This window comes from Streptomyces sp. NPDC092369 (genome assembly GCF_044755245.1).
Taxonomy (GTDB): Bacteria; Actinomycetota; Actinomycetes; order Streptomycetales; family Streptomycetaceae; genus Streptomyces.
Genome location: NZ_JBIVQP010000001.1, coordinates 985183 through 1008854 on the forward strand (window position 1 = coordinate 985183; position 23672 = coordinate 1008854).

The 23672-nt window shown below is 71.3% G+C and carries 22 protein-coding genes; 12 read left to right on the plus strand and 10 right to left on the minus strand.

Features of this window, described 5'->3' with window-relative positions:
* Positions 1 to 27: 27 nt before the first annotated feature.
* Positions 28 to 372: a cupin domain-containing protein gene (locus ACIQI8_RS04375; protein WP_402344807.1), complete on the plus strand. Its 345-nt coding sequence runs from the start codon at positions 28 to 30 to the stop codon at positions 370 to 372.
* On the opposite strand, the gene ACIQI8_RS04380 is transcribed toward ACIQI8_RS04375, so the two are convergent.
* Entirely contained in the window at positions 362 to 1372 is a 1011-nt protein-coding gene (locus ACIQI8_RS04380; RefSeq protein WP_402344809.1) for a LacI family DNA-binding transcriptional regulator, read from the minus strand. The genes ACIQI8_RS04375 and ACIQI8_RS04380 overlap by 11 nt on opposite strands.
* Positions 1373 to 1506: 134 nt before the next feature.
* On the opposite strand from ACIQI8_RS04380, the gene ACIQI8_RS04385 reads away from it, so the two are divergent.
* A complete protein-coding gene (locus tag ACIQI8_RS04385; protein WP_402344811.1) occupies positions 1507 to 2682 on the plus strand; it encodes a Gfo/Idh/MocA family protein in 1176 nt (391 codons plus the stop codon).
* Here ACIQI8_RS04385 and ACIQI8_RS04390 read toward each other — a convergent pair.
* Complete coding sequence (locus ACIQI8_RS04390; RefSeq protein ID WP_402344813.1) at positions 2666 to 3319, minus strand: poly-gamma-glutamate hydrolase family protein; 654 nt, start codon at positions 3317 to 3319, stop codon at positions 2666 to 2668. The genes ACIQI8_RS04385 and ACIQI8_RS04390 overlap by 17 nt on opposite strands.
* A 10-nt stretch (positions 3320 to 3329) precedes the next feature.
* A complete protein-coding gene (locus ACIQI8_RS04395; RefSeq protein WP_402344814.1) occupies positions 3330 to 4361 on the minus strand; it encodes a LacI family DNA-binding transcriptional regulator in 1032 nt (343 codons plus the stop codon).
* A gap of 106 nt (positions 4362 to 4467) precedes the next feature.
* Between ACIQI8_RS04395 and ACIQI8_RS04400 the strand changes: the two genes are divergently transcribed.
* The 4 genes from ACIQI8_RS04400 to ACIQI8_RS04415 all read left to right on the plus strand — a co-directional run bounded on the left by ACIQI8_RS04400 (position 4468) and on the right by ACIQI8_RS04415 (position 8631).
* The gene (locus ACIQI8_RS04400; RefSeq protein ID WP_402344815.1) at positions 4468 to 5634 is read left to right on the plus strand and encodes a phytanoyl-CoA dioxygenase family protein; all 1167 of its coding nucleotides are present in this window, start codon (positions 4468 to 4470) and stop codon (positions 5632 to 5634) included.
* An 8-nt stretch (positions 5635 to 5642) separates the two neighbouring features.
* Positions 5643 to 6419, plus strand: a complete 777-nt coding sequence (locus ACIQI8_RS04405) for an SDR family oxidoreductase (RefSeq protein WP_402344817.1) — start codon at positions 5643 to 5645, stop codon at positions 6417 to 6419.
* Between the two features lie 96 nt (positions 6420 to 6515).
* Positions 6516 to 7520, plus strand: a complete 1005-nt coding sequence (locus tag ACIQI8_RS04410) for a Gfo/Idh/MocA family oxidoreductase (RefSeq protein ID WP_402344819.1) — start codon at positions 6516 to 6518, stop codon at positions 7518 to 7520.
* 88 nt (positions 7521 to 7608) lie between these two features.
* Positions 7609 to 8631, plus strand: coding sequence for a Gfo/Idh/MocA family protein (locus ACIQI8_RS04415; RefSeq protein ID WP_402344821.1), 1023 nt, complete (start codon positions 7609 to 7611; stop codon positions 8629 to 8631).
* On the opposite strand, the gene ACIQI8_RS04420 is transcribed toward ACIQI8_RS04415, so the two are convergent.
* The 6 genes from ACIQI8_RS04420 to ACIQI8_RS04445 all read right to left on the minus strand — a co-directional run bounded on the left by ACIQI8_RS04420 (position 8580) and on the right by ACIQI8_RS04445 (position 15359).
* Positions 8580 to 10310, minus strand: a complete 1731-nt coding sequence (locus ACIQI8_RS04420; RefSeq protein WP_402344823.1) for a hypothetical protein — start codon at positions 10308 to 10310, stop codon at positions 8580 to 8582. The two genes, ACIQI8_RS04415 and ACIQI8_RS04420, sit on opposite strands and share 52 nt — an antisense overlap.
* An 82-nt stretch (positions 10311 to 10392) precedes the next feature.
* Positions 10393 to 11412, minus strand: a complete 1020-nt coding sequence (locus ACIQI8_RS04425) for a Gfo/Idh/MocA family protein (RefSeq protein ID WP_402344824.1) — start codon at positions 11410 to 11412, stop codon at positions 10393 to 10395.
* A gap of 19 nt (positions 11413 to 11431) precedes the next feature.
* Positions 11432 to 12334 (minus strand): sugar phosphate isomerase/epimerase family protein, encoded by a 903-nt coding sequence (locus tag ACIQI8_RS04430; protein ID WP_402344826.1) that lies wholly within the window; start codon positions 12332 to 12334, stop codon positions 11432 to 11434.
* Position 12335: 1 nt separating this feature from the next.
* A complete protein-coding gene (locus tag ACIQI8_RS04435; protein WP_402344828.1) occupies positions 12336 to 13259 on the minus strand; it encodes an ATP-binding cassette domain-containing protein in 924 nt (307 codons plus the stop codon).
* 4 nt (positions 13260 to 13263) lie between these two features.
* A complete protein-coding gene (locus tag ACIQI8_RS04440) occupies positions 13264 to 14340 on the minus strand; it encodes an ABC transporter permease (protein WP_402344830.1) in 1077 nt (358 codons plus the stop codon).
* The gene (locus tag ACIQI8_RS04445; RefSeq protein ID WP_402344832.1) at positions 14340 to 15359 is read right to left on the minus strand and encodes a sugar ABC transporter substrate-binding protein; all 1020 of its coding nucleotides are present in this window, start codon (positions 15357 to 15359) and stop codon (positions 14340 to 14342) included. Before ACIQI8_RS04445 ends, ACIQI8_RS04440 begins: the two co-directional genes overlap by 1 nt.
* Positions 15360 to 15648: 289 nt before the next feature.
* Here ACIQI8_RS04445 and iolC point away from each other — a divergent pair, with 289 nt between their 5' ends.
* The 6 genes from iolC to ACIQI8_RS04475 are packed head-to-tail and all read left to right on the plus strand — an operon-like array spanning position 15649 to position 22644.
* Positions 15649 to 16611: a 5-dehydro-2-deoxygluconokinase gene (iolC, locus tag ACIQI8_RS04450; RefSeq protein WP_402344833.1), complete on the plus strand. Its 963-nt coding sequence runs from the start codon at positions 15649 to 15651 to the stop codon at positions 16609 to 16611.
* 14 nt (positions 16612 to 16625) lie between these two features.
* Entirely contained in the window at positions 16626 to 17504 is an 879-nt protein-coding gene (locus tag ACIQI8_RS04455) for a deoxyribose-phosphate aldolase (protein ID WP_402344835.1), read from the plus strand.
* Positions 17505 to 17532: 28 nt separating this feature from the next.
* On the plus strand, positions 17533 to 18423 hold the full coding sequence (iolB, locus tag ACIQI8_RS04460; RefSeq protein ID WP_402344837.1) for a 5-deoxy-glucuronate isomerase: 891 nt from the start codon (positions 17533 to 17535) through the stop codon (positions 18421 to 18423).
* Positions 18423 to 20300, plus strand: a complete 1878-nt coding sequence (gene iolD / locus ACIQI8_RS04465) for a 3D-(3,5/4)-trihydroxycyclohexane-1,2-dione acylhydrolase (decyclizing) (protein WP_402344839.1) — start codon at positions 18423 to 18425, stop codon at positions 20298 to 20300. Before iolB ends, iolD begins: the two co-directional genes overlap by 1 nt.
* A gap of 29 nt (positions 20301 to 20329) precedes the next feature.
* The gene (locus ACIQI8_RS04470; RefSeq protein WP_402344841.1) at positions 20330 to 21823 is read left to right on the plus strand and encodes a CoA-acylating methylmalonate-semialdehyde dehydrogenase; all 1494 of its coding nucleotides are present in this window, start codon (positions 20330 to 20332) and stop codon (positions 21821 to 21823) included.
* A gap of 35 nt (positions 21824 to 21858) precedes the next feature.
* A complete protein-coding gene (locus ACIQI8_RS04475; protein WP_402344842.1) occupies positions 21859 to 22644 on the plus strand; it encodes a GntR family transcriptional regulator in 786 nt (261 codons plus the stop codon).
* A gap of 25 nt (positions 22645 to 22669) precedes the next feature.
* Here ACIQI8_RS04475 and ACIQI8_RS04480 read toward each other — a convergent pair whose 3' ends face one another.
* Positions 22670 to 23587: an NADP-dependent oxidoreductase gene (locus ACIQI8_RS04480; RefSeq protein ID WP_402344844.1), complete on the minus strand. Its 918-nt coding sequence runs from the start codon at positions 23585 to 23587 to the stop codon at positions 22670 to 22672.
* Positions 23588 to 23672 lie beyond the last annotated feature (85 nt).

Below are 23672 nucleotides of genomic sequence, written 5' to 3' on the forward strand. Positions count from 1 at the left end.
GGCGGACGCCCTCGCTAGGGTCCTGGTATGACCGACAGCTTCGTACTCCGCATCCCCGACGTCGAGCTCGAACCCGAGCCCCTCGACCCCGCGCAGATCGTCTCCGGAACGCCCGAGGTGACCGGCAAGGTGGTCTGGGAGTCGGCGGACGGGCGGCAGATCCGGGGCATCTGGCAGATCACGCCGGGGGTCGTCACGGACACCGAGGCGGACGAGCTGTTCGTGGTGGTCAGCGGGTCGGCGACGATCGAGGTCGAGGGCGGGGCGACGCTGCGGGTCGGGCCCGGCGACCTGGCCGTGCTGCGCGCGGGCGACCGTACGACGTGGACGGTGCACGAGACGCTGCGGAAGGCGTACGCGATCAATCTGTGAGGTCGGCGGGCGCCGCCGTGGTGCCCCTGATCTTCAGGGTCGGTGCGGCCAGGTGGACCCGGCCCGCTCCCCCGGGTGTCTCGAAGCGGTCCAGGAGGCAGCGGGCCGCGCGGCGGCCGACCTCGTGCGGGGCCGTGTCGACCGTGGTCAGCCAGACGTGGCGCAGCCGGGCGATGCTCGTGTTGTCGTAGCCGGTCACCGAGACGTCCGTCGGTACACGCAGCCCCAGTTCCTCGGCCGCCGACAGGGCGCCGACGGAGGTGATGTCGTTGACGGCGAGGAGAGCGGTGGGCCGGTCCGGGCGGCCGAGCAGCCGGACGGCGGCGCGGTAGCCGCCCTCCTCGGTCATGTCTCCGGACTCCACCCGTGCCCCGTCCGCGAGGCCGTGCGCCCGCATCGTCGCCTCGAAGCTGCGGCGGCGCAGCTCGCCGACGGCTCCGTACCCGGCGATGTGCGCGATCCTGCGGTGGCCGAGCCCGATGAGGTGCTCGGTGACCAGGCGCGCGCCCCGCTCGTCGTCGCCCGCGCAGACGTCCACGCCCGGCAGCACCGGCTCCCGGGCGCCCGCCACGACGACCGGCATCCGCTCGGCGATCGTGCCGAGCACGGCCGGGTCCGGAAGGGTGCCGACGACCACGAGGCCGTCCACACCCAGGTCCAGGAAGGGGCCTGCGAGGTCGTCGCCGGTGCGGCGGTTGAGGCGGGCGTCGGCGAGCAGCATGTGCAGGCCGTTGTCGCGCAGCAGGGAGTTGAGGCCGTCCAGGAGGTCGACGAACCAGGGGTTGCGCAGGTCGTTGAGGAGCACGCCGACCGTCCGGGTGCGCTGCTCGCTGAGACTGCGCGCTGCGGCGTTGGGCCGGTAGCCGAGTTCCCCCACCGCCCGCAGCACGGCCTCCCGTTTCTCGGGGCGCACCTGCTCGGAGCCGCGCAGCACGAGCGAGACCAGCGACTTGGACACGCCGGCCCGCTCGGCCACGTCACGGATCGTCGGCGGTTTCATGTTCTGGACCGTTCCATGTGCTGATACGGCTTGTCAAAGGGTCGCGTGGAGGGGCCGGTGAGGGTTGACAGTAGTGGAGCAGGGGCTTCAGGGTGGGCTGGACAGAGTGTGGACCGGTCCAAAGAGGGGCTGTCATGGTGGGTTCGGAGGGTGCGGTGGATTCGCTCGGTGTCGCCGTCGTCGGGTTCGGCTGGATGGGCCGGGTGCACACCCAGGCGTACGCCCGCGTCCTGCACCACTACCCCCGGCTGCCCCTGCGTCCGCAACTGGTGACGGTCGCCGAGGAGGTGCCGGGCCGGGCCGAGGAGGCCGCCGCGCAGTTCGGGTTCGCCTCGACGGCCCGCGACTGGCGCGAGGTCGCGCGGGACCCGCGGGTCCAGGCGGTCAGCATCACCGCCCCGAACTTCCTGCACCGCGAGATCGGCGTGGCGATGGCCGAGGCCGGCAAGCACATCTGGATCGAGAAGCCGGTGGGCCTGAGCCCGGCGGACGCCCGGGCCGTGGCCGACGCGGTCGCCAAGGCCGGCGTCCAGGGCGCGGTCGGCTTCAACTACCGCAACGCGCCCGCCGTCGAGGCCGCCCGCGAGCTGATCTCCTCCGGCGCGATCGGCACGGTCACCCACGTCCGCATCCGGCTGTTCAGCGACTACGCGGCCCACCCCGACGGCGCCCTGACCTGGCGCTACGAGCGCGAGCGCGGCGGCAGCGGAGTCCTGGGCGACCTCGCCTCGCACGGCGCCGACCTGGCCCGCCACCTGCTCGGCGACATCACCTCCCTGACCGCCGACACCGCCGTCTTCATCCCCGAGCGGGCCCGCCCCACCGGCGCCACCGCCGGCCACACCCGGGCCACGGGCGGCGCGCTCGGCCCGGTCGAGAACGAGGACTACGTCAACTGCCTGCTGCGCTTCGCCTCCGGCGCCCGCGGTGTCCTGGAGGCCTGCCGGGTCTCGGTGGGCGAGCAGAACAACTACGGCTTCGAGGTGCACGGCACCGAGGGCGCGGTGTTCTGGGACTTCCGCCGGATGAACGAGCTGGGCGTCAGCCGCGGCACCGGCTACCAGGACCAGCCCGTCAGCACGGTCCATGTCGGCCCGGGCGACGGCGAGTTCGCCGCCTTCCAGCCGGGCGCGGCCAACGCCATGGGCTACGACGACCTCAAGGTGATCGAGGCCCACCGCTTCCTGCGCTCCATCGCGGAGGGCAGCGCGTACGGGGCCACCCTGCCGGACGCGGTGCACAGCGCCGCCGTGGTGGACGCGATGGTGCGGTCCGCGGAGAGCGGCACCTGGGTCAACGTCCAGGCGTAGGACCGGACATGGGCCCGGACGCGGGTCCGTCACCGGGCAGGGTCGCCAGCAGCTCCACGCCCTTGGCCAGCGCGTCGGCGACGGACGGCGGCGGGATGTCCGGGACGCCCGGGACCCAGCCCCGCCCCGACGTCCTTGCCGGGAGCGGCAGTTCGACCTGGACACCCCCTCGGCGGGCCAGGTTCACCGGGTTGCGGGCGTGCAGTCCGCGCAGCGCCACGGGGATCTCGTCGAGGTCGGTGACCGCCTCGAACTCCGGTCGCAGGGCCCCGAGTCCGTCGGCGAGCAGGCGTGCCGCGGTCCGGTTGCCGCCGCCGAGGAAGATGGCTCGCGGTGCCGCGGGGCGCATGTGGCCGTGCAGGGAGACCACCAGCTCGACATGGGCCAGGAAGTCCCGCAGGAGAGCGCAGTGTCGGACCGCCATGCGCGGGGACGGGATGTGCACAGGGCGCCGGACACCGGGCTGGGTGAAGACCAGGCTGGTGGCTGCGCAGCGGTCCGCCACGGATCGCGCGAGTTCCGCCGTTCCGCCTTCGTTGCTGCCGTGCAGCGCGAGCAGTCCGAGGTCGCCGCCGAGCGTGAGCGTGGCGAGCAGACTGACCCCTTCGATCTCGACCCGTTCGGTCCTCGTGGTCACTCCCGTCCCCTCAACTCGTCGCCTGCGAGGGCATGTTGTAGGGCGTGACGACCTGGATGGCGGACGGCAGGGTCGGTCCGGCGGGCGGCAGGGCGCCATGGGCGCGCATCACGATGTGGCAGGCCTCCCGCATGTCCTGGCGCAGGTCGTGGTGGAGCACGGCGGACAGGCGGTGCGCGCGCAGCAGACGGGTGTTGTCGTGGTCGAGGTCGTGCGCGACGAACACCGCGCACTCGCGGCCCAGGTCCTCGAAGGCCCTGAGGGTGGCGATGTTGCCGCCGCCGATGGAGTAGACGGCCCGGATGTCCGGGTCGCGCTCAAGGGCCGCCCGGACCAGGTCGTACTGCGTGGCGTCCAGGCCCTGGCCCTCGGCGATCTCGACCAGGGCGCGCTCGGGGTGCCGGGTGCGCATCGCGCTGCGGAAGCCCATCTCGCGCTCCTCCTCGTTGCGGAAGAAGCCGCTGCTGAGGCTGGTGAGGACGTTACCGGGGCGGTCGCCGAGCCACTGGCCCATGAGGTACGCGGCGGTCGCGCCGGCGGCCCGGTTGTCGATGCCGACGTAGGCGAGCCTGGCGGTGGCGGGCAGGTCGGTCACCAGGGTGACGACGGGGATGCCGGCCTCCGCGAGGCGGGCCACGGCGGCGGTGACGTCGGGGACGTCCGGCGCCTTGAGGATCACGCCCTGCGAGCCCCGCCGTCCGATGCGGTCCAGGGTCTTGGTGAGTTCCTGTACCGGGCCCGTCTCGCGGAAGTGGAAGCGCGAGCGCACGACGGCCGGGTGGAGGGAGGGAAGCTCCGTCTCCAGGGCGCCGCGGACCGCGGTGGAGAAGCGGTCGGGCGTCTGCATCACGATGTCGATCATGAAGGTGCGTCCGACCAGCCGGACCTGGGTGCGCTGGCGGTCCAGGTCCGCGATCGCCTGGCGCACCTCGCGCTGAGTGCTCTCCCGGACCCCGCCCCGGCCGTTCAGCACCCGGTCCACCGTGGCCTCGCTCAGACCCGCCTGACGTGCGATCTCCCGGATCGGGAAGGGGTGACCCACGGCCGACTCCTTGAAGGGTTTTTGATGGCTGCCTGCTGGTTGTTCGAGGGGTTTGTAATGACAAGAATGACAGAGCTGGCTCGCTCCGTTGACCGAGAGGACGCCGATGTCCCTCCTTTCCGTACACCGCCGTACGTGGCTGTCCGAGCAGGACTGCGACCTCGACGCCTTCCGCACACTCGTCGAATCGACCACCGACCTCGCCGATTACCCGTATGCCGCGGGCGTCGAGCGGAACGTGCTCGTCTACGACAGTGACCTCCTGCGCAGGAGAGAGGAGCGCGCCGAGGTCCAGGCCGAACTGGTCCGGGCGTTCGCCGACGGGCCCGGGATCGTGGTCCTCAAGGGCGCCTTCCCCGACCTGTCCGTGGTCGACCGGATGAGCGCCGTGTTCGACGCGCTGATCGCCGAGCAGCGTGCCTCGGGCGCGGGCGCCGGGGACCACTTCGCGAAGCCGGGCGCCAACGACCGGGTGTGGAACGCGCTGGAGAAGGCGGCCCTGTACGACCCCGAGACGTTCGCCGACTACTACGCGAACGACGTGCTGGCGCTGGTCTCGGCCGCCTGGCTGGGCCCGGGCTACCAGGTCACCTCGCAGGTCAACGTGGTCAACCCGGGCGGCGCGGCGCAGACCGTGCACCGGGACTACCACCTGGGCTTCCTGTCCAACGAGGTCGCCGCCGCCTACCCGGCGCACGTGCACGCCCTCTCCCCCGTGCTGACCCTCCAGGGCGCGGTGGCGCACTGCGACATGCCGGTCGAGTCCGGGCCGACGATGTACCTGCCGCACTCGCAGAAGTACGAGCCGGGCTACCTGGCCTGGCGGCTGCCTCGGTTCCGGGAGTACTTCGAGGCGCACCACGTGCAGCTCCCCCTCGCCAAGGGCGACGCGGCCTTCTTCAACCCCGCGCTGTTCCACGCGGCCGGCACCAACCGGTCCGCGGACATCCGGCGCGCGGCCAACCTGCTCCAGGTGTCCTCCGCGTTCGGGCGGGCCATGGAGACGGTGGACCGCGAGGCGGTCGCGAACGCCGTGTTCCCCGCCCTGCTGCGGCGCCGCGCCGAGGGCGTCGGCGAGCAGTGGCTGGAGCACGTGATCGCCGCGAGCGCCGAGGGCTATCCCTTCCCGACCAACCTCGACAGCGACCCACCGGTCGACGGCCTCGCCCCGCCCTCGCAGGCGGACGTGGTGCGACGGGCGCTGCGCGAGACATGGACACCCCGGGCTCTGCGGGACGAGCTGCGGGCCTGCGCCGAGCGGCGCGAGAGCTGAGGAGCATCATGGGCCTTCTAGACGACAAGGTCGTCCTGGTCAACGGCGGCAGCCAGGGTGTGGGCGCCGCGATCGCCCGGGCCGCGGTCCGCGAGGGCGCGGTCGTGGCCGTGACCGGGCGCCGCCCGGCACCGGGCGAGGAGCTGGTGACCGAGCTGACGGCCGCCGGCGGCAAGGCGATGTTCATCCGCGCCGACCTCGCCGACGCCGACCAGGCGAAGACCGCCGTGGGCGACGTCGTCGCCGCCTACGGTCGCGTCGACTGTCTCGTCAACTCGGCCGGGCTCACCAGCCGGGGCACGCTCCTGGACACCACGCCGGAGCTGTTCGACAAGCACATCGCGATCAACCTGAAGGCGCCCTTCTTCGCCATGCAGGCGGCCGTCGCCGACATGCTGGGACGCAAGGCGCCCGGCACGGTCGTCAACATCATCACGTCCTCGGCGCACGGCGGGCAGGCGTTCCTCGCCCCCTACGTGGCCGCGAAGGCGGGCCTGATCGGGCTGACCCGCAACGCGGCGCACGCCCACCGCTGGGACCGGGTCAGGATCAACGGCCTGAACATCGGCTGGACGGCGACCGAGGGCGAGGACGCCACGCAGAAGGCCTTCCACGGCGCCGACGACGGCTGGCGCGAGGAGGCTGCGGCCACGCTGCCGATGGGCAAGCTCGGTCAGCCCGACGAGATCGCCGACTTCGTGGTCCTCCTGCTGTCGGACCGGTCGGGCGTGGTCACCGGTTCGGTGATCGACTGGGACCAGAACGTACTGGGCGGCCTCGACTAGGCCCTCTCCCCCAGGCGCTCCCCGCTCGACCGGGACCTGTCCGCCCACCGGGACCCCTCCGCAAGAACCCCGTACCTCCCAAGGAGCAAGACCCTCATGCGCATCGGAATCCTCGGCCTCGGCCGCATCGGCGCCTTCCACGCCGAGACCCTCTCCGGACTCGACGCGGTCGAGTCGCTCGTCCTGGCCGACCCGTTCGCGGAGGCGGCCAAGGCCGCCGCCGAGCGTTTCGGCGCCGAGGTCGCGGACTCCCCCGAGGCCGTGCTGGCCGCCGGCGTGGATGGTGTGGTGATCGCCGCCGCGACCGACGCCCACCCGAGCCTGATCCTGGCCGCCGTCGAGGCCGGGATCCCGGTCTTCTGCGAGAAGCCGGTCGCCAGGACGATGGCCGAGGGCGTGCGGGTCCTCAAGGCCGTCGAGAACAGCGACGTGCCGATCCAGATCGGCTACAACCGGCGCTTCGACGCCGGTTTCGTCGCCGCCCGGGCGGCCGTGCGGTCGGGCGAGCTGGGCAAGCTGCACACCGTCCGCTCGACCACGCTCGACCCGGCGCCGCCTCCGGCCGCGTACATCGCCGCCTCCGGTGGCATCTTCCGGGACTGCTCGGTGCACGACTTCGACATCATCCGCTGGGTGACCGGCCGCGAGGTGACCGAGGTGTACGCGGTCGGCGGCAACCGGGGTGCCGAGTACATCAAGGAGGCGGGCGACGCCGACACCACCGGCGCGGTCCTCACGCTGGACGACGGCACGATCGCGGTGGTCTCCAACTCCCGCCACAACGGCCGGGGTCACGATGTGCGCATGGAGATCCACGGCTTCGACGACACCATCGCCGTGGGCCTGGAGGACCGGCTCCCGCTCCGCTCGGTCGAGCCCGGCGTGACCTTCCCGGCAGGGGTCCCGTACGACTTCTTCATGGACCGCTTCGCCGGGGCCTATCGCGCCGAACTCACCGCGTTCACCGAGGTCGTGGCGGGCACCCGCCCCTCCCCCTGCACGGTGGCGGACGCGCTGGAGGCCGGCTGGATCGCCGACGCCTGCACGCTCTCGCTGCAGGAGCACCGACCGGTGACGATCGCCGAGGTCCGCGGCGCCTGACCGGCTGCCCCCCAGACGTTCCGGGCGCGGGACCGGCCTCCGGCGCCCGGAACACCCTTGCCGAACCTGTCGAACAGGAGCCGCAGCCATGAGCGAACCGGTCCGAGAACCCCTGCGCATCGGAATCCTGGGAGCCGCGCGGATCACCGAGCGCGCCCTCGTCGAACCGGCCCGCGCGACCGGCCACCGCCTCGTCACGGTGGCGGCGCGCGACCGGTCCCGCGCCGAGGCCTTCGCGGCCGAGCACGGCGTGGAGCGGGTCTCCGACTCCTACGCCGATCTGCTGGCCGACCCCGAGGTGGACGTCGTCTACAACCCGCTCGCCAACGGGCTGCACGGCCCGTGGAACCTCGCCGCCCTCGCGGCCGGCAAGCACGTCCTGTCGGAGAAGCCGTCGGCGAGCAACGCCGAGGAGGCGGCCGAGGTCCGGGAGGCGGCGGCGAAGGCCGGGACGGTCTTCATGGAGGCCTTCCACTACCTGTTCCACCCGGTCACCCGGCGCCTGCACGAGATCCTCGCGAGCGGCGAGATCGGGACACTGCGCCGGGTCGAGGCCATGGTCGCGATCCCCGCCCCGCCCGACACCGACCCGCGCTGGTCCCTCCCGCTCGCCGGCGGCGCCTCGATGGACCTGGGCTGCTACGGCCTGCACGCGCTGCGCCGGCTCGCCCCCTGGGCGGGCGGCGCCCCACGGCTCGTCTCCGCCCGGGGCGGCGAACGGGCGGGCGCGCCCGGGGTCGACGAGTGGCTGGACACCGAGCTGGAGTACCCCGACGGCGCCACCGGCACCGCGCGCTGCCACATGGCGTACGACGAGTTGGAGATGAGCCTTCGGGTCGTGGGTACGGAAGGCGAGGTGAGCGCCCCGAACTTCGTCCTTCCCCAGCTCGACGACCGGGTCGTGGTCCGCACGGCGAAGGGCGAGCGCACGGAACGCCTCGGCACCAGGTCCTCGTACACCTACCAACTGGAGGCGTTCGCGGCCCGGGTACGTGACGGCGAGCCGCTGCCGCTGGACGCGGACGACGCGGTGGCGACGATGACACTGATCGACGCGTCCTACCGGGCGGCGGGCTTCGAGCCGCGGCCGCGGTCGGTCGTGCACCGGTAGACGAAGGTCGGGTACGGCTCGCCCGTCACCCGCTCCCACTCTCGTACGACGTCGTCCTGATGCTCTTCACATGCCTCGGCGAAGGCCCTGACGCAGGTGGCGTGGACGGCGGTGGCGTCGGTGCGGTGGGTGAGGGCGAGCAGGGAGCGCAGGGCCGGTACGGCGTCGGCGACACCGTCGGCCGTGGCGGCCCGGCGCAGTGCCCGGGCAAGGAGGAGACGGGTCCGGTCCAGGTCCGCCACGTGCCGACCGTCATCGGACTGCTCCACCACATCGCGCAGCAGGGCCTCGGCCTCCGCATGACTCGCCACGGCCCCAGCATGATCACCGGTGCGGCGCAAACCGGCTCCCAGGACCCGGAGTTGACGGGCCGTCAGCGGTGTGTACCGCTGCCAGTCGGTCTCAGCCAGCCGACGACTGAGTGCCACTGCCTCCCGAGCGGTCGCCACCGCGCGCTCCACCTCACCGGCGTTCTGCTGATCGATGCTCAAGTCGGCCAGCCGGCGGGCGAGATGGGGCTCGAAGGCGGCCGGGTCTCGCTCCACGAGACCCCGTAGGACGACCACGCCCCGCTCGGTCGCGGCGACGGACCCGGCGTGCTCACCGAGGGCGTCGTGCACGGCGGACAGAGCGGCCAGAGCGTCGACGAGGTACGTCTCGTAGTCCGTCGAACGGTCGGCCGCGAGCCGCGCGTAGAGGTCCACCAGCTCCCGTCGGACGCCCAACTCCTCCTCATGGGCCTTCACTTCGCGCAGAACCAAGGCCAGACAGCCCAGCGCGTCGGCCAACCAGAGGGGTCCGCGTACGGGATGGCGTACCACCCCCTCGCGGGCCTGCGCGACCGCCTCCTCGGCCGTGTCGCGCGCCTCCGCGGTCCGGCCCGTCGCGAGGCGGCTGCGGGCCAGCGCTGTGGAGAGCCGTACGCGCAGGTAATGGACTAGCTCCGGGCTGACCCACGCGACCGTTCCCGGCAGAGCCTCTTCCGCCTCCGCGCCGAGCGCCAGGGCCTCCTCGTGCCGGCCGAGGGCCCCGAGGCCGTCGATCAGCTCGACAAGCACCCTCGGCCGAGTCAGCCCGAACCGTCCCAACTGCCGTACGGGCATGGCTCGTAGGATCTCCGCGCACTCCTCGTGCACCGCCACCGACTCGGCCACGCGACCGAGCCTTCCCAGCACCAGGGCGACGGTGAGCAGTGCGAGGGGCAGCCCGCCCAAGGACCGGTCGCGGCGGGCCGGGAGCGGAGCGCCGCGATACCGCTCCACGCACTCCCGGGCCGGCGCCAGAGCGTCCTCGGCCCTGCCCGCGTCCAGGAGGGCCTGCGCCCGGGTGCGCAGGGCGCCCGCGGTCTGCGCCGGCGACGGCCGCGCCCCCGGCACCGCCGTCGAGGCGTCCACCGCCGCGATCGCTTCCTCGTACCGCTCCGCGAGCAGCAACACCTGGCCGTGCAGCACCAGGGCGCGGGCCAGCCCGTCCGGGCGCATCTCCGTGCCGGCGGACCGGTACAGCTCGACCGCCTCCGCCGCCCACGCCACCCGGCGCGCGACCGGCGACGGTCGCAACAGCACCCAGTTCGGCATGACGCAGCGCAGCAGCGTCGCGCCGAGGAGCCGTCGGCCCACTCCCGGCGTGACACGGGCCGCCACGCGCGTCACCGGCAGCGCCATCCGCAGGACACCCATCCGCAGCCCCCTCGCCGTCCATCAGAGGACGACCGCAGGCACTTGGAGGTTGCGCCCTGTCCGTGGTCGACGACGGAAGCCATCAGCCGTACAGCTTCGGCCGCTCCACCAGTTCCACCTCCACCCGGCCGCCGTCCTCAAGCGACCGCACCCCCGCCTCGCACACGGCCGCCACCGCGTACCCGTCCCAGACACTGGGGCCGATGACCTCGCCGGCGCGGGTGGCGTCGACCCAGGTCCGCAGTTCGCGGTCGTAGGCGTCGGCGAAGCGTTCGGTGAAGTCCTGGGCGATGGTGCCGCCCCAGCGTCCTGCCATGTTGGTGACCATGGCGTGGCCGTCGCCGATGCGGGCGGTGCCGCGTTCGCAGACCACCTCGGCCTGGACCTGGTAGCCGAAGCCGCAGTTGACGAAGATCTCGACGTCGACGACGGCACCGCCGTCCGTCTCGAAGACGACGAACTGCGGGTCCTGCAAGGCGTCCGGGGCGTTCGCGGACGGTCTCGGGCGCAGTACCGTGACCGCGGTGATCTCCTGGTCCAGGAGCCAGCGGGTCACGTCCATCTCGTGCACGACGGAGTCGTTGATCAGCATCTCGCTGCGCCAGCCGGGCGCGGAGGCGACGTTGCGGTGCCGGTTGTGCAGCAGGAGAGGTCTGCCCAACTGGCCTGTCCGCAACAGGGACTTGAGTCGCAGGTACTCGGCGTCGTAGCGCCGCATGAAGCCCACCTGGACCAGCCGTCGGCCCAGCTTCCGTTCGGCTTCGAGGACGCGCAGGGCCGAGGCCGCGTCCGGGGTGAGCGGCTTCTCGCACAGCACCGGCAGACCGTGTTCGAACGCCGTCAGCAGCGCCGCTTCGTGGGCGGGCCCCGGCGAGGCGATCAGGACGGCGTCGACGTCGGCCGCCGCCATCGCGGCGGCCGGGTCGGTGTAGGCGGTGCAGCCGTCGACCCGGGCGGCGACGGCCTTCGCGCGCTCCGCGTCGACGTCCACCACGGCGCTCACCCGGGCACCGCTGGTGACTTCCTGGATTCGGCGGACGTGGTCGGCGCCCATCTTGCCGGTGCCGACGACGGCCACTCCTAGCGTTCCACGCTGAGCCATGGTCGTCCCCCTCGGGTGGTCAGGCGCCGCAGGACCTCAGGAACTTGCGGGTGCGCTCCGCGATGGGCAGCGGCTTGTCCGGCTCGCACGGGTACATGTCCTGCTCGACGATGGCGAACAGCTCCACGCCGAGCCGCTGCGCGGCCTCCAGGACCGGCCCCAACTCCGGTACGCCGGTGGGTGGTTCGCACATCACACCGCGCTGCACGGCGGGCCCGAACGGGACCTCGTTCGCGACGACGTCGGCGAGGATCCCCGGGTCGACCTGCTTGAGGTGGAGGTAGCCGATGCGCTCGCCGTAGGTCTCGATCAGCTTGACGCTGTCGCCGCCGCAGTAGGCGTAATGACCGGTGTCCAGGCAGAGGTTGACCAGTTCGGAGTCGGTCGAGTCGAGGAAGCGCTCGACGTGGTCCTCGGTGTCGATGTGGGTGTCGGCGTGCGGGTGCACGACGATGTCGAGGCCGTAGACCTCCTTCACCTCGTGGCCGAGCCGTTCCATGCCCTTGGTCAGATGGGCCCACTGCTCGGCGGTCAGCTCCGGCGGTTCCAGGATCTCGGCGGTCTTGTCGTCGCGCCAGAACGACGGGATGACGACCAGGTGCCTGGCGTCCATCGCCCGGGTGAGCGCGGCCACTTGGCTCACGTGCTCCCAGGTGGACTCCCAGACGGACGGGCCGCGGTGCAGGCCCGTGAAGACCGTGCCGGCCGAGACCTTGAGCTCGCGCCCCGCGAGCTCGTCGGTGAGGCGGGCCGGGTCGGTCGGCAGATAGCCGTACGGGCCCAGCTCGATCCACGGGTAGCCGGCCTGGGCGACCTCGTCCAGGAAACGTTCCCAGGGCACCTGCTGCGGGTCGTCGGGGAACCAGACGCCCCAGGAGTCGGGCGCGGAGCCGACCCTGATGCGGTCCAGGACGTTCGCCATCTCAGGCTTTCCCCTCGGAGGCGGTCGCCACGGATCCGGTGAGGTCCTTCGCCTCCGGCAGCTCCTCCACGTCGACGCCACGCACCTGGGACAACTCGTGCTTGAGTGCGGCGAGTTCGGTGCCGCCGGCCATGTGGTTGGTCAGCTCTTCGAGGCTGACCTCGGCACGGGAGGCGGAGAGTTCCATGGTGCCCAGGCGCAGCACGCTGAAGTGGTCGCCGACCATGTAGGCGTGGTGCGGGTTGTGCGTGATGAAGATGACGCCCAGACCGCGCTCGCGGGCCGCGGCGACGTACTTCAGGACCACACCGGACTGCTTGACGCCGAGCGCGGCGGTCGGCTCGTCCAGGATCAGGACGCGGGCACCGAAGTAGACGGCGCGGGCGATCGCCACGCACTGGCGCTGGCCGCCGGAGAGGGTGCCGATGGGCTGCTCCAGGTCGTCCAGGATGATGCCCATCTCGCGCAGTTCGTGATCGGCGGTCCTCTTCATCCGGTCGATGTCGAGACGGCGGATGGGCCAGGGGCCCTTGGTCATCTCCGAGCCGAGGAAGAAGTTGCGCCACACCGGCATCAACGGCACGGTCGCCAGGTCCTGGTAGACCGTCGCGATGCCCTTGTCGAGGGCCTCGCGCGGGGTGGAGAAGCGCACCGGGACGCCGTCGACGAGGAACTCGCCCTCGGTGTGCTGGTGCAGGCCCGAGATGATCTTGATGAGGGTCGACTTGCCCGCGCCGTTGTCGCCGAGCACGCAGGTGACCTGGCCGGGGAAGACCTGGAGGTCGACGCCGTGCAGGGCGCGGATGTTGCCGTAGGACTTGCCGGCGTTGCGCAGTTCGACGATCGGCGCGTCCTTCGCCCCCTTCTCGGGGACGGTGTCCGGGATGATCTCGCCGTGGGTGCCGGCCTTGTCGATGGATGTCATGAGGTCACCTCCGGGTCGCCGACTGGCGGACCCACAAGTTGATGAGCACGGCGCCGAGCAGCATCACACCGAGGAACGCCTTGAACCAGTCGGGGTTCCAGTTGGCGTAGACGATGCCCTGCTGGACCATGCCGAACATGAAGGCGCCGAAGACCGGGCCGATCGCCGAGCCGTAGCCACCGGTCAGCAGGCAGCCGCCGATGACGGCCGCGGAGATGTAGATGAGCTCCTGGCCGACGCCCTCGCCGGACTGCACGGTGTTGAAGGTGAAGAGCTGGTGCATGCCGACGAACCAGGCGCCGAAGCCGACCAGCATGAACAGCGAGATCTTGGTGAAGGTGACCGGGACACCGACCGCGCGGGCGCTGTCCTTGTTGCCGCCGACCGCGAAGATCCAGTTGCCGTACTTGGTGCGCAGCAGCACCCAGGTGGCGATGGCCGCGAAGACCAGCCAGTAGAAGACGGTGATCTTGACCTGGACGCCGCCGATGTCGAAGGACGAGGCGAAGATCTTCCTGGCCTGGTCGAAGCCGTCCATGTTGCTGATGTCGTCGGTGGCCACGTTGGTGGTGACCATCTTGGTGACGGCGAGGTTGGCGCCCTGGAGGATCAGGAAGGTGCCCAGGGTGATCAGGAAGCTGGGCAGTCCGGTCTTGACGACCATCCAGCCGTTGAACGCGCCGATCGCCAGCGACACGAGCAGCGCGACGATCACACCGACCCACACGTTCATGGTGAGTTGGTAGCTGAGCATGCTCGCGGTGAGCGCCGAGCTGATCACCGCGACACCGGCCGACAGGTCGAACTCGCCGCCGATCATCAGCAGTGCCACCGGCAGCGCCATGATGCCGATCGTCGACGACTGGTACAGGACCGTCGCCATCGAACTGCCGTCGCGCACCGGGGGCGCGGCGATCAGGAAGAAGATGTAGACGGCGGCGGCGCCGAGGAAGACGCCCACCTCCGGTCGTGCCAACAGCTTGAAGACCAGCGGGCGTTGTGAGGTCCTGCCGTCGGCCTCTTTGGGGCCGGGGGCCGGCGGTGTGTCCACCGCCGGCTCGGCGTGCTGGGTCATACTCATCACCGGGTGCCCTTCGCGGCGAACGCCGCCACCGCGTCGACGTTGGACTTGTCGACGAACGCCGGGCCGGTCAGCACGGGCTGCTCACCGCCGCCCATGTAGTTGCCGTTGTTCTTGTAGAGCCACAGCGAGTCGATCGCCAGGTAGCCCTGCAGGTACGGCTGCTGGTCGACCGCGAACTGGATCGTGCCCTTGCTGATGGCCGTGGTGAGGTCCTTGTTCAGGTCGAAGGTCGCGATCTTCGCCTTGCTGCCCGCGTCGGACACCGACTGCACCGCGGTCAGCGCGAACGGGGCGCCGAGCGTGGTGACGTAGTCGATGGACTTGTCGGTCTTGAGCTTGGCGGTGATCGTCGACTTCACCGACGGCATGTCGGTGCCGTTGACGTACAGGACGTCGGTCTTGCCGGAGAAGGTCTTCTTCACGCCGTCGCAGCGCTGGGTGAGGCCGACGTTGCCCTGCTCCTGGACGACACAGACGGTGTGCTTGGCGCCGAGTTCGTTCAGCTTCTTGCCGAACGCCTCGCCGGCCACGCTCTCGTCCTGGCCGAAGAACTCCATCAGGCCGAGCTTCTGCCAGTCGCTGACACCGGAGTTGAGGCCCACCACGGGGATCTTCGCGGCCGTCGCCTTGCTCACGACATCCTTCATGGCGTCCGGCTTGGCGAGGGTGATCGCGATGCCGTCGACCTTCTGGTCGATCGCGTTCTGCACCAGGTTGGCCTGGTTGCCCGCGTTCGGGTCGGCCGAGTAGATCAGCTTGATGTTGTCCTTGGCCGCGGCGGCCTGGGCACCCTTGCGGACGATGTCCCAGAAGGTGTCACCGGGCGACTGGTGCGTCACGAGCGCGACCGTCATCCGGGGTGTGGTGGCCTTGCCCGCCGAGGCGCCCGACCCGCCCTCTTCGGACTTCTTGCCCCCGGAGCTGCTGGAGCAGCCTGCGAGGGTCAGGGCAGCTGCCGCGGCGACCGCCACTACGGGGACGATTCTGCGGGAGCGGTGGTGAGTGGAGCGGTCCATCTTTCCTGGCACCTCACTGTGCTTGCGGGGGAAAGGGAGAGGGATCTCAAAGATCCGGGGCCCGGGATCTTGGCATGTCCGGGTCGTGCGCCGCAAATACGGCAGAAGTACTGGGACGGGATCCAATCCCTTGGCGCGCCCACTGTCAATACTTTGTTAAGACATCATTTCACAAGCAGGTCCGAATGTCAGTACAAAGTATTGACAGCGCTGGTCCCAGCGGCCTACACCTGTTAGGCGGAGGTCCCCCGGGGCCCGCATCCCCGGTACAGCCCAAGGAGCGTCGCACATGGCCCACGAAGCCCAGCCCTTCGACCTGATCACTATGGGCCGTATCGGGGTCGATCTCTACCCCCTTCAGTCGGGTGTGGGCCTGGCCCAGGTCGAGACCTTCGGCAAATTCCTCGGCGGTTCGGCCGCCAATGTGGCGGTCGCCGCATCCCGGCTCGGCCGGAACACGGCGGTGATCACCCGCACCGGCGACGACCCCTTCGGCACCTATCTGCACGAGGCGCTCAAGGAATTCGGCGTCGACGACCGCTGGGTGACACCCGTCGCCGCCTACCCGACACCGGTGACCTTCTGCGAGATCTTTCCGCCGGACGACTTCCCTCTTTACTTCTACCGGCAGCCTAAGGCTCCTGACCTGGAGATTCACACCGAGGAACTGGACTTCTGGGCGATCCGGGCGGCCCTCGTCTTCTGGATCACCGGCACCGGCCTGAGCGAGGAGCCCAGCCGCTCGGCCACGCTCGCCGCCCTCAAGGCGCGAAACGGGTCGGGCACCACGGTCTTCGACCTCGACTGGCGGCCCATGTTCTGGGCGGATCCCGAGGAGGCCCGCCCCTACTACGCCGAAGCCCTGCGGCACGCCACGGTCGCCGTCGGCAATCTGGAGGAGTGCGAGATCGCCACCGGCGTCCGCGAACCACGGGCCTGCGCCGAGGCGCTGCTGGCCGCGGGCGTGGAACTCGCGGTGGTCAAGCAGGGCCCCAAGGGCGTGCTGGCCGTGCACCGCGACGGCACCACCGCCGAGGTCCCGCCGGTGCCCGTCGAGGTGGCCAACGGCCTCGGCGCGGGCGACGCCTTCGGCGGCTCCCTCGTCCACGGGCTGCTGTCCGGCTGGGAGTTGGCCGAAACGATGCGGTACGCCAACGCGGCCGGCGCCCTCGTCGCCTCCCGGCTCGCCTGTTCCTCCGCGATGCCCACCGAAGCCGAGGTCGACGGCCTCCTCACGCGCGCCACCGCCTGAAACGGAGCTCTGTCTTGTCCATCAGCATTCCCGACCTCGTCACGGTCAGAGCCCGGCATCCCGAGGCCGTCGCCGAAGCCGCCGCCCGGCGCGTGCGGCGACCGCTGCTGGGCGACAGCGGCCGGCTGATGATCGTGGCCGCCGACCACCCGGCCCGCGGCGCGCTGGGCGTGGGCGACCGCAGGCTCGCCATGGCCAACCGGGCGGATCTGCTGGAGCGGCTCTGCGTCGCGCTCTCCCGCCCCGGCGTCGACGGGGTGCTGGCCACCGCCGACATCCTGGACGACCTGCTGCTGCTCGGGGTGCTGGAGAACAAGGTCGTCATGGGCTCCATGAACCGCGGCGGCCTGGCTGGCGCCGTCTTCGAGATGGACGACCGCTTCACCGGCCACCGCGCCGAGGACATCGAGCGGCTGCGCTTCGACGCGGGCAAGCTGCTCGTCCGTATCGACTACGACGACCCCGGCTCGCTCACCACCCTGGAGACCACCGCGCGGGCCGTCGACGACATGGCGGCCCGCCGACTCCCCGTATTCGTCGAGCCGTTCATCTCCCGCCGGACCGACGGCAGGGTCCGCAACGACCTGTCCGCCGAGGCCGTCACCAAGTCCGTCGCCATCGCCTCGGGCCTGGGCGGCACCTCCGCCTACACCTGGCTCAAGCTCCCCGTCACCGACGACCCGGATGACATGGGCGAGGTCCTGGAGACCTCCACGCTGCCGGCCGTGCTGCTCGGCGGCGAGGTGGGCGAGGACCAGGAAGGCGCGTACGAACGCTGGCGCAAGGCGCTGCGGCTGCCCACCGTGCAGGGCATGGTCGTCGGCCGCTCGCTGCTCTACCCGGCCGAGGGCACTGTGGAGACGGCGGTCGACACGGCCGTCGGTCTGCTGTGACGTGCCGGTCGTGACACGGAGGAACGCAATGACGTATCACCTTCCCGCAGGAAAGGCCCTCGGCGGCCCCTACGTCGTGGACATCACGCCGGAGAAGGCCGGCTGGGGCTACTCCAGCCTGCGGGTCCTCGAACTGCCGCCCGGCGGCAGCCACACCTTCGACACCGGCGACAGCGAGTGGATCGTCATCCCGCTCAGCGGGGGCTGCACGGTCGCCGCCGCCGACGACTTCGGCCACGACACCTTCCAACTCACCGGCCGCGAGAGCGTGTTCAGCTCGGTGAGCGACTTCGCGTACGTGCCGCGGGACGCCCGGGCGACCGTCGTGTCCGCCGACGGCGGGCGGTTCGCGCTCACCGGCGCGCGCTGCACCCGCCGGCTGCCCGCCCGTTACGGACCGGCCTCGGACGTGCCGGTGGAGCTGCGCGGCACCGGCAACTCCTCCCGGCAGGTCAACAACTTCGGCGCGGCAGGCGTGTTCGAGTGCGACAAGCTCATCGCGGTCGAGGTGATCACGCCGGGCGGCAACTGGTCGTCCTTCCCGCCGCACAAGCACGACGAGCACCGGCCCGGCGAGGAGTCGGTCCTCGAAGAGGTCTACTACTTCGAGTTCGCCGACCACGAGGGCATCCCCGGCCTCGGCTACCAGCGCGTCTCCCCCTCCGGGCAGGGCCGCGGCACGGACGTCCTGGCCGAAGTCCGGGGCGGCGACGTCGTGTTGATCCCCGACGGCTGGCACGGACCGTCGATGGCGGTGCCCGGTCACCACATGTACTACCTGAACGTCATGGCGGGCCCCGAGCCCGACCGCGCCTGGCTGATCTGCGACCACCCGGACCACGCGTGGATCCGCGACACCTGGCCCGACCAGCCGGTCGACCCCCGTCTCCCCCTCTACACGGCACCGGAGAAGTCCTGATGAGCACCCGCACCCGCCGTCTGACCGTCGCCCAGGCCCTGGTCCGGTTCCTGTCCGTCCAGTACACCGAGCGCGACGGCGTACGCCACCGGCTGATCGCCGGCACCTGGGGCATCTTCGGCCATGGCAACGTCGCCGGGATCGGCCAGGCCCTCCTGGAGGCGGGCGAGGACACCATGCCCTTCCACCAGGGCCGCAACGAGCAGGCCATGGTGCACGCGGCCGTCGGCTACGCCCGCCAGCTGGACCGCCTGTCCGCGCAGGCCGTGACGACGTCCATCGGACCCGGCGCCACCAACCTGGTCACCGGCGCCGCGCTGGCCACCATCAACCGCCTGCCGGTGCTGCTCCTGCCGGGCGACTACTTCGCCGGCCGCGCCGCCGACCCGCTTCTGCAGCAGCTGGAGCACCCGGTCGAGGCGGACCTGTCGGTCAACGACACCCTGCGCCCGGTCTCCCGCTACTTCGACCGCGTCACCCGCCCCGAGGCCCTGATCCCCTCCGCCCTCAACGCCGTGCGCGTGCTCACCGACCCGGTCGAGACCGGCGCGGTGACCCTGGCGCTCCCCCAGGACGTGCAGGCGGAGGCGTACGACTGGCCGGAGGAGTTCTTCGCCGAGCGCGTGTGGCACGTACGCCGTCCCGCGCCCGACCCGTACGAGCTGGCGGAGGCAGTGGCGGCGATCCGGGCCGCCGAGCGCCCGCTGATCGTCGCGGGCGGCGGAATCCACCACAGCCGCGCCGAGGAGGCGCTGAAGGCACTGGTCGACGCCACCGGCATCCCGGTCGCCTCGACGCAGGCGGGCAAGGGCTCACTGCGGTACGACCACCCCGCCGACCTCGGCGGCATCGGCCACACCGGCACGGAGGTCAGCGACGACATCGCGCGCACCGCGGACCTGGTGATCGGCGTCGGCACCCGCTACACGGACTTCACGACCGCCTCCCACACGCTCTTCCAGAACCCGGACGTCCGGTTCGTCAACCTCAACATCACCGCTTTCGACGCACACAAGCTGGCGGCTCGCCCGCTCGTGTGCGACGCGAGGACGGGGCTCACGGCGTTGACGGACGCACTCGCCGGTCACCGTGTGAACTCGGTTTACGAGGCCGCCTACCGCGCGGGCAAGGACCGCTGGGAACAGGTTGTTGACGCGGCTTTCACCGCCGCCGACGAGAACGCCGTACCCACCCAGACCCAGGTCCTCGGCGCCCTCGACTCGGTCGTCGGCGACGACGACGTGGTGATCAACGCGGCCGGCTCGCTCCCCGGCGACCTGCACAAGCTGTGGCGCTCGCGCAGCCCGCGCCAGTACCACCTGGAGTACGGCTACTCCTGCATGGGCTACGAGATCCCGGCCGCGATCGGCGTCCAGCAGGCCACGCCCGACACACCCGTGTGGGCACTGGTCGGCGACGGCACCTACCTGATGATGCCGACCGAGATCGTCACCGCCGTCCAGGAGGGCCTGCCGGTCAACCTCCTGCTCATCCAGAACCACGGCTACGCCTCCATCGGCGGCCTCTCCGAGACGGTCGGCGCCGAGCGCTTCGGCACCGCCTACCGCTACCGGGCCGCCGACGGCACCTTCTCCGGCGCCCCGCTCCCGGTCGACCTGGCCGCCAACGCGGGCAGCCTCGGCATGGACGTACTGCGCGCGAAAACCGTGCGCGAACTGCGCGAGGCGCTCGCCACGGCCCGCGCCTCCGACCGTCCGACCTGTGTCTACGTCGAGACCGACACCGCCACCCCGACCGCTCCCCCGGCCGAGGCCTGGTGGGACGTGCCGGTCGCCGAGACGGCTTCCCGCGAGGCCGCCGTACAGGCCCGCGAGGAGTACGACCGCCAGGTCGCCGACCGCCGCCGCCACCTCTGAACTCCGCTCCCCCGAAAGGCCTTCGCACCATGAAGACGATCACCCACTGGATAGGCGGCAAGCCCGTCGAGGGCACCTCCGGCCGCTACGGCGTCGTGTACGACCCGGCGACCGGCGCGCAGGACAAGCAGGTCGCGTTCGCGACCGTCGACGAGGTGGACGCCGCCGTCGCCTCCGCCAAGGCCGCGTTCGAGAGCTGGGGTGTCTCCTCGCTCGCCAAGCGCACGGCGATCCTCTTCAAGTACCGCGAACTGCTGGACGCGCACCGCGACGAGATCGCCGAGCTGATCACCGCCGAGCACGGCAAGGTGCACTCGGACGCGCTGGGCGAGGTCGCCCGCGGCATGGAGATCGTGGAGCTGGCCTGCGGGATCAGCGTCCAGCTGAAGGGCGAGCTGTCGACGCAGGTCTCGACCCGCGTGGACGTGGCCTCGATCCGCCAGCCGCTCGGAGTCGTCGCCGGCATCACGCCGTTCAACTTCCCGGCCATGGTGCCGATGTGGATGTTCCCGCTCGCCATCGCGACCGGCAACACCTTCGTCCTCAAGCCCTCCGAGAAGGACCCGTCGGCGTCCTTCCGCCTTGCCGAACTCGCCTCCGAGGCGGGCCTGCCCGACGGGGTGCTGAACATCGTGCAGGGCGACAAGGTGGCCGTCGACCGCATCCTGGAGCACCCGGACATCGAGGCCGTCTCCTTCGTCGGCTCGACGCCGATCGCGAAGTACATCCAGCTCAAGGCGGTCGAGCACGGCAAGCGGGTGCAGGCCCTGGGCGGCGCCAAGAACCACATGCTCGTCCTCCCGGACGCCGACCTGGACTTCGCCGCCGACCAGGCGATCAACGCGGCCTACGGCTCGGCCGGCGAACGCTGCATGGCCGTGTCGGTCGTGGTCGCGGTCGGTGACACCGGTGACGAGCTGGTCGCCAAGATCGCCGAGCGCGCCGGGAAGCTGCGCATCGGCCCCGGCAACGACCCGGCCTCCGAGATGGGCCCGCTGATCACCCGCGAACACCGCGACAAGGTCGCCTCGTACGTGAAGTCGGCCGCCGAGCAGGGCGCCGAGGTCGTGGTCGACGGCACCGGCTACTCGGTCCCGGGACACGAGGACGGCTTCTTCCTCGGCGTGTCGCTCCTGGACCGGGTGCCGCTGACGGCGGACGCGTACAAGGACGAGATCTTCGGCCCGGTGCTCGTCGTGGTCCGCGCGGACTCCTACGACGAGGCCATCAAGCTGATCAACGACTCCCGTTGGGGCAACGGCACCGCGATCTTCACCCGGGACGGCGGCGCCGCCCGCCGGTTCCAGCTGGAGGTCAAGGCGGGCATGGTCGGCGTCAACGTGCCGATCCCGGTGCCGGTCGGCTACCACTCCTTCGGCGGCTGGAAGGACTCCCTCTTCGGCGACCTGCACGTCTACGGCAACGACGGCATCGCCTTCTACACCCAGGGGAAGGTCATCACCACCCGCTGGCCGGACCCGGCCGACGCGGGCATCAACCTCGGTTTCCCCAGCCACTCCTGACCTGCCGTCAGGTCTTCTTCGAGGGAGGTACCTCCATGGCCAAGGCCGGCGACCCCGCACGTGCCATGACCGCTCCCGCGCTCCACTCGCTGGACTTCGCCCTGGACCGGAACAGCCCGGTGCCGCTCTACTACCAGCTCGCCCAGCAGCTGGAGGCGGCGATCGAGCACGGGATCCTCGCTCCGGGCAATCTCCTGGGCAACGAGATCGATCTCTCGATGCGCCTGGGCCTGTCCCGACCCACCGTCCGCCAGGCCATCCAGTCCCTGGTCGACAAGGGCCTGTTGGTGCGCCGCCGCGGGGTGGGCACCCAGGTGGTGCACAGCCAGGTCAAGCGACCGCTGGAACTCAGCAGTCTCTACGACGACTTGGAGGCGGCCGGGCAGGGCCCGACCACCGAGGTGCTGCGCAACGAGCGCGTGACGGTGACGCCGGACGTCGCCGCCGCGCTCGGCATCGCCGAGGGCAGCGAGGTCGTCGCCCTGGAGCGGCTGCGCTGTACTCACGGCCAGCCGGTCGCCTTCCTCTGCAACTACCTGCCCGCCAACCTCCTCGAACTGGACAGCGCCCGGCTGGAGTCGAGCGGCCTGTACCGGATGATGCGCACCGCCGGCATCACCCTGCACAGCGCCCGCCAGACCATCGGCGCCCGCTCGGCCACCCCGGAGGAAGCGGCCCGCCTCGACGAGAAGGCGGGCACCGCCGTACTGACCATGCAACGCACGGCGTACGACGACACGGGCCGGCCGGTCGAGTTCGGGACGCACATCTACCGGGCGTCCCGGTACGCGTTCGACTTCCAACTACTGGTCAGGCCCTGACCGGAGCCGTCAGGGGCAGCCGTGTTCAGGGCCGGAGGACGATCTTGCCCTGCGGGTGATGCCCTTCCAACTCGCGGTAGGCGTCCCGTACTTGCTCCAACGGGTAGGTGCGGGCGATCGGCACCTCCAGCTCGCCGCGTGCGGCGAGTCGGGCCAGTTCGCCGACGACGACCGCGCACGCGGCCGCGCCTTCTCCGTAGGTGTGCGCCCCGACCCTGGCCGCGGCCTCCCAGTCGCGGATCGTGTTGATCCGCTCGGGCCGCACGCCCAACTCCACCGCCAGGTCCACGTATCCGTCGCCGAACGTGTCGATGAACGCGTCCACGTCGCCCCCTGCGGCCTGCCGGATCCGTTCGGCCACGCCCTCCCCGTACGCGACCGGGACGGCACCGCGCTCCTTCAGCCAGGCGTGGTTGCGCTCGCTCGCCAGCCCGATCACCGTGGCTCCGCGTCGCCGCGCGAGCTGCACGGCGAGGGACCCGACCCCGCCCGCCGCACCGGACACGACGACCGTGTCGGCCGGACCGGGATCCACGGCGAACACGGTGGCGTACGCGGTCGTGCCGGCCACGTACAGCGACCCGGCCACGTCCCAGGGCAGCCCCTTTGGACGCGAGACCAGCTGCACGTCGTCGGCCACGACGAACTCCGCGTGGCTCGCCCTGTTGTGGGTGAAGCCCAGCACCTCGTCGCCCACCGCGAAGCCCCGCACCTGCGGACCGGCCTCCACCACGACGCCGGCCAGATCGCTGCCCTGCCCGGAGGGGAACGTCGAGGGCCAGCGTCCGTGCCGCGCGCCCTCGCGGATCATCACCTCGCCCGGCTGGATCCCGGCCGCGCGGACCTCGACCAGCACCTGCCCGGCGCCGGGCACCGGCCGCTCCACCTCCTCCACCCGCAGCACATCGATCCCGCCGTACTCGTGGAACCGCACCGCACGCATCGCGTGATCACCACTCTTCCCCGCTCGGACAAGGCCGTTGGGCGGTCACGCCTCGGATGGCCGCACACCGACCGCGCCATCGCCT